We start from the raw sequence: 14,045 nt of genomic DNA on the forward strand, positions 1-14,045 counted from the left end.
CATGTCGCGTTGTCGACTGTTCCCATAATGGACGAGCCCTATTCATCGCTCGTACGCTTCCGCTGCCCGGGCCATCAACCGGCGGATCTGGCGCAGTCGCGTCGGCGGTGACGATTTCCTCGAAAGAGAATTCCTCACGTGCTGCCCGCCGGTCGGACGAATGGCTCGATCAGCGTTCGGTTCGACCGTGAGGGGTGGGCATGACCAGAGCCGTACTCGACCCGGCCACCAGGCAGGCGCCGGACAGTCCCGCGGCGGTGCCGCAGGACCTCGGGGGGCCGGCCGACGACCGGCCACCCCGGCTGAGCGTCGTGGTGCCCACCCGGAACGAGGCGGAGAACGTACCCCTGCTGATCGCCCGGCTCATCCCACTGGTCGCCCCGCTCGGCGCGGAGATCCTGGTGGTCGACGACAGCGACGACGACACCCCCGCCGTGCTCGCGCGCGCCGCGCTCGACGCCCCGCTGCCGGTGCGCCTGCTGCACCGACCCGCGCACGCGCGGACCGATGGCCTCAGCGGGGCGGTCCTGCTCGGAGCCGGGCACGCCAGGGGTGACTGGATCCTGGTCATGGACGCCGACCTCCAGCACCCGCCGGAGACCGCGGCGATGCTCGCCGCCATCGCCATGCGCCACGACGTGGACGTGGTGATCGGCACCCGGTACGCCGGCAACGGCTCCCGGGAGGGACTGGACGGCCCCCTGCGGGAGGCCACCTCGTCCTGGGCGACCCGGCTGGTCAAGAGCCTGTTCCCGCGTCGGCTGGCCACGGTCAGCGATCCGATGAGCGGCCTGTTCGCCGTCCGCCGTGACGCGATCCGGCTGGACCGGATGAACCCGACCGGCTTCAAGGTCCTGCTGGAGTTGCTGGTCCGCCACCCGGGCGCGCGGGTCGCCGAGGTCGCGTACGAGATGGCGACCCGGCACGCCGGGCGGTCCAAGGCCTCACTGCGGGAGGGGATGACCTTCCTGCGCCACCTGTCCCGGCTCCGGGGGCAGCGGCTGGTCGGCCAGATCCGCACCCGCCCCCGCACCGTCCGGGAACGCCTGCACGAACTGGGCCGCCTGGTCGCCTTCGGGCTGGTCGGCCTCTCCGGCATGGTGGTTAACACCGCCGTGCTCTGGTTCTGCTACGAACCCGCCCAGTTGCACCACCTGTTCGGCGCGGCGGTCGCCACCCAGATCTCCACCTCGTGGAACTTCCTCCTGGTCGACAACCTGATCTACCGGCGCAACCGCCGGGCCGGGCTGCCCGCCCGCGCCACCCGCTTCTTCCTGCTCAACAACGCCCTGCTGCTGCTGCGCCTGCCGGTGCTCCAGGCGCTGGTCTGGGCCGGGGTCGGGGTGCTGGCCGCCAACGCGGTCACCCTGGGCGCGCTCTTCCTGCTCCGGTTCCTGGTCAACGACCGGGTCATCTACACCGCCGACGACCGGGGCCGTCGCGACCCGGTACGGATGCTGGTCGCCGTCGGCGGCACGGAGACGCTGCCCACGCCGTCGCGTCGTCGCTACCAGTACCTCAAGTACCGCTACGACGTCGCCGGTGTGGTCACCATCGGCTCCCAGATCCGCCTGCCCGAGCTGGAGTTCTTCCGCGCGCAGTGGGTGTCCGGGGCCGACGTGGACATCGCCGTCCGGGTCGCCGACGTGGGCGGACGCGGTCCGCAGCGGCGCGCGGCGATGACCCAGTACGCCAGCCAGTCGGTGCTGCGCTACGAGGAGCAGCTCGGCCGGCTCGGGGCGAACTTCCGCATCCAGCTCGGGCAGGCGATCGACATCCAGGTCGGCCCGCTGCTGGCCCGCTCCCCGCACGTGGTCTACACCAACATCATCGAGGCGTTGCTCCGCTTCGTGATGGTGTCCCGGGGACACATGCTGCTGCACTCCGCCTGCGTCACCCTCGACGGCGTCGAGGTCATGCTCTCCGCGCTCACCGACACCGGCAAGACCGCCACCGTGCTGCGCCTGCTGCGCGACCACGGTGGACTCTTCCTCTCCGACGACATGACCATCGTCCGGCCGGACGGCGTCGCGCTCTGCTTTCCCAAGCCGCTGACCATCAGCGCGCACACGCTGCGCGCGGTGCAGGCCCAGGACCTCACCCCCGGGGAGTGGCGGCGGCTCCAGATCCAGAGCCGGCTGCACTCCAAGGGCGGCCGGTCGCTGGCGCTGGCCCTGGCCCGCTTCAACCTGCCGATCATGGGCATCAACGCGCTCACCCAACTGCTCGTCCCGCCGCCCAAGTACAGCGTGGACCGCCTGGTGCCGTGCCGGATGGGCACCAGCACCCGGGTGGAGGAACTCTTCGTCATCGAGCGGGGCGTGCCCGGGATCAGCGATCTCGACCCGACGGAAACCCTGGAACGGATGATCGACAACACCGACGACGCGTACGGCTTCCCGCCGTTCCGCTACCTCGCCCCCGCCATCACCATCGACGGTCAGGGCTACACCCAGCTCCGGCACCGGGAACGGGAGATCCTCGCCGGGTTCCTCTCCACCGTGCGGGGCCGGGTCGTCTCCTCGGACTGCTTCGGATGGGCCGACGAGATCCCCCGCCTGCTCCGCGAGGAGCGGGGCGAGGCGTCCCGCCGTGGCGGCGTACCGTCGCCGGTGTGGCCCCGGTGGGACGCCCACCTGGCCGCTACCGGGGGCGCCGTGTGAGCACGACCGGCACCTCTCCGACGACCCCACCCGGGCAGCGGCTCGGCACGCTGCCGGCACCGTCGGCCGAATCCGACGGCGCGGCGGCGGCACCGGAGCGACCGGCCGCCACCCGGCGGCGCTGGGCCGCGCTCGGCGTCCTCACCGCGATCGCCGCGCTCGCCGCCGTCGTCCGGGCCTGGCAGCTCGACGCGCTCGGTTTCAACAGCGACGAGGCCGTGTACGCCGGGCAGGCCGCCTCCCTGGCCGGCAACCCCCGGTACGCCGACCTCTTCCCGGTCTTCCGCGCCCACCCGATGCTCTTCCAGGCGCTGCTGTCGCCCTTCTTCCGCGCCGGGGAGGTGGACGTCGCCGGCCGGGTGGTGGTGGTCGTCCTCGGCGTCGCCACCGTGCTCGCGGTCTACCCGCTCGGCGCACGCCTCTACGGCCGGCGGGTGGGGCTGGTCGCCGCGCTCCTGCTGGCGGTCATGCCGTACCACGTGGTGGTGACCCGGCAGGTCCTCCTGGACGGACCGATGGTCCTCTTCGCGACGCTGACCCTCTACTGCCTGGTCCGGTTCGTGCAGGCGCAGCGGCTGACCTGGTACCTGGCCACCGCCGCGATGCTCGGCCTGACCATGCTCACCAAGGAGACCAGCGTCGTCCTCGCCGGTGGCGTGTACGCCTTCCTCGCGCTCACCCCGATGGTGCGCCGACCGGTGCGGGCCACGCTGGCCGCGCTGCCGGTGCTCGCCGCGATCTTCGCGGTGCACCCGCTCTCCCAGGCGCTGGCCGGACGCAGCAGCACCGGCCGCAACTACCTGGTGTGGCAGCTCTTCCGTCGGCCGAACCACCCGATGGACTTCTACCTGGACAACGTCCCGGCGGCGATGGGGGCGCTGGTGCTGGTGGCGGCGCTCGGCGGCCTCTGGTGGGCCCGCCGGCGCCGGTCCTGGCGCGAGACCCTGCTGCTCTGCTGGATCGCGGTGCCCGTGGTGTTCTTCCAGCTCTGGCCGGTCAAGGGTTTCCAGTACCTGCTGCCGGTCGCGGTGCCGCTGGTGCTGCTGGCCGCCCGGGCGCTGCTGACCCTGCCGGTGCCGACCCGGCTGATCCGGCGGGTGCGGTCGGCCCGGCTGGTCCCGGCGGTGCGGCTGGCCGCCGTGGCGGTGGTCGCGGCGAGCCTTCTCTGGCCCTGCTGGAACGCGGTCAACCACGCCGGCCGGACCACCTTCCTCGCCGGCTCCGGCGGGGTGCCCGGGGGCCGGGAGGCCGGCCGCTGGCTGGCGGCCAACACCCCGGAGGGCTCGGTGATCCTGACCGTCGGGCCGTCGATGGCGAACATCGTGCGCTACTACGGCAGCCGGCAGAGCTACGGGCTGTCGGTGAGCCCGAACCCGTTGCACCGCAACCCGTCCTACACGCCGCTGCACAACCCGGACGCCTCGTTGCGCGCCAACGACCTGCACTACGTCGTCTGGGACTCGTTCTCCGCCCGGCGCTCGACGTACTTCTCGGAGCGGCTGCTGACCCTGGTCCGCCGGTACCACGGCCGGGTCGTGCACACCGAGTACGTCGACGGCCCCGACCGGACCCCGGTCCCCGTGATCATCATCTACGAGGTGCGTCCATGATCGACTTCGCCCGGAGCCGGGTACGCCGCTGCTCCCTCCGCCGTCCGCTCGGCGCGACGCTCGCCCTCCTGCTCGCCGCCGCCGCGCCGATCGCCGCCGCCCCGGCCGTGGCCGCCGCGCCGCTCGCCGCCGCGCCGCTCGCCGCCGCGCCGGCCGTGGCCGCCACGCCGGCGGCTCTCCCCCCGACGGCCGCCGCCCCGACGGCCCTCGCCCCGTCCGGGGCGGCGGCGTCCGGGCCGCTCGCCGCCGCCCCGGACGGTCAGCCGGCGACCACCACCCCGATCCGGCACTTCGTCTACCTGATGCAGGAGAACCACACCTTCGACAACTACTTCGGCACCCGGCCCGGGGTGGACGGCATCCCGGAGGGCGTCTGCATGCCGGTGAAGCGCGGTCAGCCCGAACCCTGCGTCAAGCCGTTCCACATCGGTGACCGGGGTGCGATCGACCTGGACCACTCGGCCGAGGCGTTCCGCACCCAGTACAACGGCGGGAAGATGGACGGCTTCGTCGAGGGGGTGAGCAAGCAGGGCAAGGACGGCACCATGGCGATGGCCTACTACGACGACCGGGAGATGCCCTACTACTGGAACGTCGCCGACGATTACGTCATCTTCGACCGCTTCTTCAGCTCGTCGAACTCGGGCAGCATCCGCAACCACATGTTCCGGGTCACCGGCGGGCCGGGCGCGTACGGCGACGCGGAGACCATCCCGGCGACCGGCTGGGGGAACATCCCCACCATCTTCGACCGGTTGGAGGCGGCCGGCATCTCCTGGAAGTTCTACGTGCAGAACTACGACCCGACGATCACCTTCCGGACCCGTACCGCCGAGGAGGAGATCGACCGGGGCGCGCAGGTGATCTGGGTGCCGCTGCTGGCGTACGCCCGCTACATCGACGACCCGAAGCTGTCCAGCAAGATCGTCGACCTCGACGAGTACTACGAGGACGCCGCGAAGGGGGAACTGCCGGCGGTCGCGTTCGTCGCCCCGGCCGGCAACAGCGAACACCCGCCGGGCAACATCCGCGCCGGCCAGACCCTGGTCCGTTCCCTGCTGACCCAGCTGATGCGCTCACCGGCCTGGGAGTCCTCGGCGTTCTTCTGGTCGTACGACGACTGGGGCGGCTGGTACGACCACGTCACCCCGCCGCAGGTCGACAGGTACGGCTACGGCTTCCGGGTGCCCGCCCTGCTGGTCAGTCCGTACGCCCGGCGCGGGTACGTCGAGTCCACCACCCTCGACTTCGCCTCGGTGCTCAAGTTCATCCAGGCCAACTGGGGACTGCGACCCCTGGCCGACCGGGACCGGAAGGCGGCGAACTTCCTCGGCGCGTTCGACTTCGAGTCACCGCCCCGCCCAGCGGTGCTGCTCGACGCCGAACGGAACCCGCCAGCGGTCCAACGACCCCGGCCGGAACCGGTCTACACCTCGTACGCCGTCGCGGTGGCCCTGGTCGGGGCGCTGGTCGCCACGGCGGCGCTGCGGGGACGGAGGTCGCGGTGACCGGGCCGCTCCGTCGCCTGCTCCTGCCGCTGGCCGTGGCGGCGGGTGTGCTGGGACTCACCCCGGTCGCCGCCGTGGCCGACGGTCCCGCCTCCCGCCGGCCGGGCGTGCTCCGCATGCAGACCGTACCGCCGCTGGCCGGCGTCCAGGTCACCGTCGACGGCAGCACCGCGCGCTCCGACGTCCACGGGCGGATCTCCGTCCGGGTGCGGAACTTCCTCGGTCTCGCCGACCGGATCGCGGTCGCCCCGGCGGCGGTCAGCTCCGACCGGCGGGTGGTCTTCGACCGCTTCCGGGGCAGTCCGGACGCCGGGGTGCACCGGGTCGTCGAGGTCGGGCTGCGGACCATCCGGCGGGTCTCGTGGAGTTTCGTCGAGCGGCTGGGCACCCCGGTCCCGGCCCAGCGGATCACCACGATGCGGCTGCGCAGCAGCACCGGGGAGATCCACGAGCTGAGCGGGGCGGACCTGACCCGGCCCCGCTGGGTCGCCGAGAGCCGTACCCAGCAGGGCCCGCGCGGGCTGGCGTCGAAGCAGCTCTACTACGTGGTGGACAGCGTGATCGTGGACGGCACCTCGGTGGTGAACCGGGCCGCGCAGCGGTTCGTGCCGTGGACCCAGCAGGCGTGGGTCATCGAGCTGCTGTTCTTCAAGGTCACCTTCAGCGCGGCGGACATGATCTTCAGCCGGCAGGCCGGGGACGGCGTGGAGCTGACCCGGGCGGACGGCCGGGTCGAACGGCTCGGGTTCGCCGGCGACGGCACCGTCCTCGTCCCCGACCTGCCCCGGGGCACGTACGAGGTGAAGGTCGCCGGTGGTGGCGTCTCCTTCGGACGTCCGGTCAGCATCAGCCGCGACCAACAGGTGGTGCTCAGCGTGATCAGCCCGCTCGACCTGAGTCTGGTGGTCCTCGGCGTGCTGGCCGTGGCGCTCGGCCTGGTCCTGGTCGGCCGCCCGCACCTGTGCCGGGCGCTCGTCCGACCGCGTCGCCCGTCCTGGCCGTCTCGCCCGTCCTGGCTCCAGCTACCCGTTCCCCGGCGCCGCGCAGACCCGACGGACCCGGCGGACCTGGTGGACCCGGTGGCTCTGGTGGCTCCGGTGGCTCCGGTGGACCCGGTGGACCCGGCGGACCCCGGAGCGGGCGTGCCCGAGCAGCCGGTCCCCGTCCCGACGGCACCCGCGACCCACCCCTCGACGGCGAACGGCGCGGCCGCCGGGATGCCGGACCGCCCGGCCGGCCGGAGCGGCGGCCGCCGTGGCGCTGCCGTCGCGGTCGTGGGGCTGGTGGCGCTGCTGGTCCCGCTGCCGGTCACCGACCGGTCGGCCGCCGCCGCCCCGCCGCCGGTCACCGACCGGCTGGTCGCCGCCCCGCCGCAGAAGGCTCCGTGGACGGCTCCCGCCGGCGCGCCACCCTGGGCCCCGGTCCCGGCACAGGAGGTCGCCGCCGCGGCGGGCCGGGCCTCCGCCGGGGAGTCCGCCCCGGTGCCCGTGCTCGCCTACTACTACATCTGGTTCAACCCGAGCTCGTGGAACCGGGCCAAGACCGACTACCCGCTGCTCGGGCGGTACTCCAGCGACGACACCGAGATCCTGCGCCGGCACGTCCGGATGGCCAAGGCCGCCGGCATCGACGGGTTCCTGGTCTCCTGGAAGCACACCCCGCAGCTCGACGCCCGGCTCGCCGCGCTGGTCGACATCGCCCGGCGGGAGGACTTCAAGCTCGGCATCGTCTACCAGGGGCTCGACTTCGCCCGTGACCCGCTGCCGTTGGCGACGGTCCGCGCGGACCTGGGGCACTTCGCCGACCGGTACGCCGCCGAGCCGGTGTTCGACATCTTCGACCGGCCGGTGGTGGTCTGGACGGGCAGCGAGAAGTTCACCGCCGAGCAGATCGACGACACCGTCGGGCAGGCCCGCCGCCGTCTGCTCGTGCTCGGCAACGCCAAGAACGTCGACGCGGTGGCCGACACCCGTGGCGTACTGGACGGTCACGCGTACTACTGGTCCTCCGCCGATCCGGTCAAGGAGAAGACCGACCGGAAGCTGGCCGCCATGTCGGAGGCGGTCAAGCGCACCGGTGGACTCTGGATCGCCCCGGTCGCACCCGGCTTCGACGCGCGGATGATCGGCGGCCGGCGGGACGTGGACCGGCGCGACGGCGACACGCTGCGCGCCTCGTTCGCCGCCGCCCGTCACTCCGCGCCGGACGCCCTCGGGGTGATCAGCTGGAACGAGTTCAGCGAGAACACCCACATCGAGCCGAGTGAACGGCACGGCGAGACGTACCTGGACGTCCTCGCCGACCTGCTCGGCCGGACCGTCGACCACGACGTGCTGTTGGAGAGCCACGCCACCTCCGACGAGAAACCGTGGGGGCTGCCCGCCTGGGCGGCGCTGCTCTCCACGGTCGCCGTGGCGGCCGTACCGCCCCTCTGGCTGGTGTACCGCCGACGCCGGGCCCGGCCCGCGGTCACCCCACCGACCCAGCGGGGCGCCGCCCCGCAGGTGGATCCAGTGGACCTCTGAGGCCCCGTCGCGGGTGTCGACGTCGATACCCGCGACGGGGCCGCCGGGGCCGGTGAGGAGAAAACAGAACATGATGCGGACGACACGTGGCCGGTTGGTCCGGCCGACGGTGGCGGTGCTCGGGTTGGTCATCGTGGCGGCCTTCGGGCCCGTCACCCCGGCAGCCGCCGCGACACCCCACGCCCTGCCTGCGGTGACCGCCCCGGCCCCGACCGCCGACGCCCCGGCGGGGGTGGCCGCCCCGGCCCGGGGCCACGGTCCGGCGACCGGCGACGCGCCGGTCGGGCAGGCGACCGTGACCCCGGTGGCCGACGCCTGGGTGGACAGCATGGAGCCGGCGACCAACCACGGCACCGGTGGCTACCTGAAGGTGGACGGCCTGCCCGTCGCGGTGGCGTACCTCCGCTTCGACGTGCGCGGCGCGGACCCCGACCCTTCCGCGCTGCTCCGCTTCCACGTCGAGACCGCCAGCAGCACCGGCGTGGAGGTGCGTGCGGTCGGCGACGAGCCGTGGCAGGAGACGACCCTGACCTACCACGACGCGCCGCCGGTCGGCACGGTGGTCGGCAGCAGCGGGCCGGTCGAGGCCGGCACCTGGGTTTCGGTGGACGTGTCGGCGCTGGTCAGCGGCGACGGCCTGGTCACGTTCGCGTTGACCACGGGCAACGACACCGCCGTCCGAATCACCAGCCGGGAGGGGACGGCCAAGCCGGAACTGCTCGTGCCGGCCCCACCCCACCCGTCGCCGTACCTGGTCAGCCGGATCGGGTCGGTGACCTACCAGGCGGTTTCCCAGGTCACCGGGCACACCTACACCGGCCGGCTGAAGGCGGTGGTGGAGAGCGCGGTCACCGAACTCGACGGCCGGGGCGGCGGGACCGTCCAGTTCGGCGCCGGCACCTTCGACTTCGGTGCGGAGTTCCTCAAGCTCGTCCAGATCAACAACATCGTCTTCGCCGGGGCCGGCATGGACCTGACCCTCATCCGCAACTACAGCAGCGCCAGCGCCGACACCGAACCGTTCAACACCAAGGGGGCGGTCGGGATGGTCGTCCGGGACCTCACCATCGCGGCGGGCGGCCCGGCCCGGTCCACCAGCGACGCTCTCGACTTCGACGACGGTGTCGACGTGCTGGTGGAGCGGGTCCGGGTGAGCGCCGCCCGGGGCCGTGGCATCGTCTTCGACGGCAAGAACCAGGGCTGGAGTTCCACCGGGAACACCGTGCGGGACTGCATCGTCACCGGCGCGGCCAGCGACGGCATCGAACTGCTCGCGGCCAGCCGCAACACGATCAGCGGCTGCCAGATCCACCACGTCGTCGGGCACGGCATCCAGATCAACCGATCCTCGGCGGACGCCGACCAGCCGAACAAGACCTCCGACCGGAACGTGCTGACCGGGAACGTCATCGACGAGGCCGGTCTGGACGGCGTCAACGTCGACGGGGGAGAGGCCAACCAGATCCTGAACAACCGCGTCACCAACAGCTCCGCCGCCGCGTCCGGCCGGGACGGCATCCGGATCACCACTCCCACCGAGGTCGCCTGCGCCGAGAACATCGTCGCCGGCAACGTGGCCACCGACCACCAGGCGACCAAGACCCAGCGCTTCGGCCTGAACATCACCACGAGCCGCTGCCTGGCCACCGTGGTCGGACCCGGCAACGACTTCACCGGCAACCTCTCCGGTGGGATCCGCGACCTCGGCGCCGGCACCATCTACCACTGACCGCGACCGTCTGCCACTGACCGCCACCGTCTACCACTGACCCGCACGTCTACCACTGACCCGCACGTCTACCACTGACCCGCACGTCTACCACTGACCCGCACGTCTACCACTGACCCGCACGGGGAGGGGACCTCGCGCGCTGCGGGGTCCCCTCCGGCATCCCACCCCGGCACCTTCCGCCATCTGTGTTCCGTCGTCCTCCGGCACCTCGCTTCCGTAACCCTCTCCGAAGCCGGCCGGGGCCGCCGGCCGCCGGGTAGCGTCGGGATCATGCGCTACGTGCCGATCGACACCCCCAAGCCCATCTCCAAGATCGGTCTTGGTACCTGGCAGTTCGGCTCCCGGGAGTGGGGCTACGGCCCGGAGTACGAGCAGCGGGCCGCCCAGATCGTCCGGCGGGCGCTGGACCTCGGGGTCACCCTCTTCGACACCGCCGAGCTCTACGGGTTCGGCCGCAGCGAGCGGATCCTCGGCGCGGCGCTCGGCGACGACCGGCCGAAGGCCGTGGTGGCCACCAAGGTGTTCCCGGCGTTCCCGATCGCCCCGGTGGTGCAGCAGCGGGCGGTCGCCTCGGCCGCCCGGCTCGGCGTGCACCACATCGACCTCTACCAGGTGCACCAGGCGAACCCGGTGGTCGGCGACCACACCACCATGCGCGGCATGCGCGCGTTGCAGGACGTCGGTCTGGTCGGCGAGGTGGGGGTGAGCAACTACAGCCTCCGCCGCTGGCAGTTCGCCGAGATCGCACTCGGTCGGCGGGTGCTGAGCAACCAGGTCCGCTACAGCCTCGTCGACCGGGGGCCGGAGAGCGACCTGCTGCCGTACGCCGAACGGACCGGCCGGATCGTGATGGCGTACAGCCCGCTCGCCCAGGGCTTCCTCTCCGGCCGGTACGACGCGGCGAACCCGCCGACCGGGGCGATCCGCAAGGCGAACCCGTACTTCCTGCCGGAGAACCTGGAGCGGGGTGCCGCGCTCATCGGCACGCTGCGCGAGGTGGCCGACGCGCACGACGCCACGCCCAGTCAGATCGCGCTGGCCTACCTGCTGCACCACCCGAACGTGGTGGCGATCCCCGGCGCGTCCAGCGTCGAGCAGATGGAACGCAACGCCGCCGCCGCCGAGATCGACCTCACCGACGGCGAGTACGACGCCCTGCTCACCGCCGCCCGCAACTTCCAGCCGATCACCGGCCTGGCCGCGCTGCCCCGCCTGCTACGTGCCCGCACCACCCGCTGAGCTGGCCGTAGAGGTACTGGCCGTTGCCCAACGGGTGAACGAAGCCTTCGGAATCGCGTAGCTTGAGTTCGCGGGGTCGCTATGTGTCATCGTTGGCTTTTCGGTTCCTGTCCTTGCGGCGCAGCAAGATGATAGTGCCCACCCAGACGGCGAAAAGGGTGGCAAATATAATTGTGATGTAGGGCCACAAGTTGGCGCGTTCGGCAAAGGGCATGTCGAGCCTCCGCGAACCATGAGTGCCCATTGGTGCGATTCCACGTCGGCGACGCGAAGCAATGTATACCACATAGGACACACGTACGTCCGTCGAGTGCCGCGGCGGTCCGCGCCCGAGGGCATCTTCAGTGCCGCTGACAGGCGAGCACCACCAGCGCCGGTCCGGCGAGACTGCGGGTCCCACCTCCCGGTCGCGTCAGCGCAGCCACAGCGGGCCGTTGGGGGAGTGGGTCGTTGCGTGCTGACTCGGGCAGCACGAACGTCTCGCTGGAACCCTCCACAGCCGCCGGCTCTCCCGCGCCGCCGGCCGAGCCGGAAGCCCGAGGTGTATTGCCTGGCGCCGAGGCAACCGAGCGCGCCGATGGGAGAGCCAGCAACATCCGACCTGGCTGCTGTGGGGACCGTGCCCATGTGGTTTCGAGGTCGCGTATGAGGCGGGCGCGGGATCACCGATGACGACATCGCAGGTGGGGCCGTGGCCGGGAACCGCTCGTTTGCGCCACTGCGCGGGGTCCACGATGGACGGTGTCAGGATCGCGCCGGAGTTGCTCGGCGGAACGTTGTATTTTCATGGCGCGGCGTCAGGAGGCGGTGTCGGTCACACCCCGGGCGCCAGTAGCTAAGGGGGCAGCCGAAATGGAACCGCTCAAGGCCTCGGATCCACTTCGCATCGCCGGGTACGACGTCCTCGGTCGACTCGGTGCGGGCGGGATGGGACAAGTGTTCCTCGCGGTTTCCGCAGCCACCGGACCCGTCGCGCTCAAGACCATTCTGCCGGACCTGGTCGGGGAGGACGACTTTCGTATGCGCTTCCGGCGCGAGGTCGCTGCGGCAAGGCGGGTCCAAGGGCCCTACGTCGCCGAGGTCATCGACGCCGACGTCGACGGTGAGCCGGCGTGGATGGCGACGCAATACGTGCCCGGGCCCTCGTTGGCGCAAGTCGTGGCCAGGATCGGTGGTCTGCCCTCAGCCACGGTCCGGGCCCTGGCGATCGGCACGGCCGAGGCCCTGGTGTCGATCGGTCGTGCGGGCCTGATCCACCGGGACCTCAAGCCAGCCAATGTCCTCCTGGGAGCACGGGGTCCCCGTGTGATCGACTTCGGCATCGCAAAAGCAGCCGAGGCCAGTCAGCTCACGCGACCGGGTGAGATCGTCGGGACCGCCGGATACATGGCGCCAGAGCAGATTGAGGGCAAGCCGTTGAGCGCGGCGGCCGACGTGTTCTCGCTCGGCGCGGTGCTCACCTTCGCGCTTACCGGTGTCGGGCCGTATGGCCAGGGCAGTTGGTCTGCCCTGATGGGGCGCGTGCTCTACCACGAGCCGGACCTGTCGCGGGTTCCGAGCGAATGGGTCGACATCATTCGCGAGTGCCTGGCCAAGGACCCGGCGGCCCGACCGACCCTCACCGCTCTGCGTGACCGATGTGCTCCGCCCGGGCAGTCCATCGCCAACCTCTTCGAAGGTGACTGGCTCTCCGCCGAGGCGACCTCGTTCGTGGAGCAGCAGACCAGGACAGCCCAACGGCAGCAGGCCGCCTTCCAACGTGGTATCGCTGGGGTGCCGCAACAGCTCCCGCCGACCGTGTCGGAATCGCATTCCCCTGGCGGACACTTCCACCCGGGCTCGCGGTCCTCAGGCCCTGCCACCGGCACCGCCGTCCGCGAGTACCGTCGTCGCTGGTGGCCGGTGGCGGCCGTGCTGGTGGTGCTCGCGGTGGTGGGGATCTCCAACCTGGTCGTGCGTGCGCTCCCACACAGCGGTGATGCGCAACCGAATGAGCGGAGACCGTCCGGTGGTACCGCCTCGCTGGCAAACCCCGACGGCCGTACCCCCGAGGCTGCGCCTCCACCGGACGACGCTCTTCCGGCGCGCTACGCCGACACCTGGTCCGGTGACGTCTATCAGGCCGACATCGACCGCACGTATCCCGTCACGGTCACCCTGACGAAGGGGCGTGTCGGGTCGGTGGTGGGCAGGGTGCGCTACTGGACGCTGCAATGTGCTGGCGAACTCACTCTCGATGAGGCGACCGACACCGCCATGAAGGTGACCGAGCGAATCACCGAGGGCCGGTCGAATTGTACGAGCCCCGTACCGTTGACGCTTTCGCTCCAGTCGGACGGGTCCATGCGGTACGACGGACGGGGCGAGAAATATCCGCCGGGCGCGCTGACCGGCAAGTTGGTCAGGTCGTCGCCGGTGCTTCCCGCGGAACTGGTCGACACCTGGCGCGGAACAATCCATCAGTACAACACCGACGAGAGCTACGAGGTGGTCATCGTCATCAAAGACCGGGAAATCGGCTCCGAAGCCTCAGTCGACTATCCGTCGCTGCGATGCAGCGGAACGCTGACGCTTCAGCAGGTCGACGACAACACTGCCTGGTTCACGGAGAAAATCACCCGCGACGAACGGTCCCCGGGATGCATCGACACCGGTGCCGTTGCGCTAGGACCGGCCCGGGAAGGAACGAGCCTCTTCCGATACTTCGACAACCCCGAAGACGAAGTGGACAAGGCCCTGGCCGAGGGGCGACTCACCCGCAGGTGACC

7 protein-coding genes are annotated in these 14,045 nt (G+C 71.5%); all 7 read left to right on the forward strand.

Annotated elements, in window-relative coordinates:
• The first annotated feature begins 200 nt into the window (after positions 1-200).
• The 7 genes from IGA62_RS18140 (at position 201) to IGA62_RS18170 (ending at position 14,043) form a co-directional block, all read left to right on the forward strand.
• The gene (locus IGA62_RS18140) at positions 201-2,663 is read left to right on the forward strand and encodes a glycosyltransferase (protein ID WP_145819642.1); all 2,463 of its coding nucleotides are present in this window, start codon (positions 201-203) and stop codon (positions 2,661-2,663) included.
• Complete coding sequence (locus tag IGA62_RS18145) at positions 2,660-4,273, forward strand: glycosyltransferase family 39 protein (RefSeq protein ID WP_145819641.1); 1,614 nt, start codon at positions 2,660-2,662, stop codon at positions 4,271-4,273. The genes IGA62_RS18140 and IGA62_RS18145 overlap by 4 nt, the downstream gene beginning before the upstream one ends.
• Positions 4,270-5,781 (forward strand): alkaline phosphatase family protein, encoded by a 1,512-nt coding sequence (locus tag IGA62_RS18150; RefSeq protein WP_145819640.1) that lies wholly within the window; start codon positions 4,270-4,272, stop codon positions 5,779-5,781. Before IGA62_RS18145 ends, IGA62_RS18150 begins: the two co-directional genes overlap by 4 nt.
• Positions 5,778-8,306 (forward strand): endo-1,3-alpha-glucanase family glycosylhydrolase, encoded by a 2,529-nt coding sequence (locus IGA62_RS30600; protein WP_145819639.1) that lies wholly within the window; start codon positions 5,778-5,780, stop codon positions 8,304-8,306. Before IGA62_RS18150 ends, IGA62_RS30600 begins: the two co-directional genes overlap by 4 nt.
• Positions 8,307-8,376: 70 nt before the next feature.
• Positions 8,377-10,035 (forward strand): CBM96 family carbohydrate-binding protein, encoded by a 1,659-nt coding sequence (locus IGA62_RS18160; RefSeq protein WP_145819638.1) that lies wholly within the window; start codon positions 8,377-8,379, stop codon positions 10,033-10,035.
• A 273-nt stretch (positions 10,036-10,308) separates the two neighbouring features.
• Positions 10,309-11,277 (forward strand): aldo/keto reductase, encoded by a 969-nt coding sequence (locus IGA62_RS18165; protein WP_145819637.1) that lies wholly within the window; start codon positions 10,309-10,311, stop codon positions 11,275-11,277.
• An 852-nt stretch (positions 11,278-12,129) separates the two neighbouring features.
• On the forward strand, positions 12,130-14,043 hold the full coding sequence (locus IGA62_RS18170) for a serine/threonine-protein kinase (RefSeq protein ID WP_186500024.1): 1,914 nt from the start codon (positions 12,130-12,132) through the stop codon (positions 14,041-14,043).
• Positions 14,044-14,045 lie beyond the last annotated feature (2 nt).

The organism is Micromonospora sagamiensis, from assembly GCF_014680085.1.
Taxonomy (GTDB): Bacteria; Actinomycetota; Actinomycetes; order Mycobacteriales; family Micromonosporaceae; genus Micromonospora; species Micromonospora inyonensis.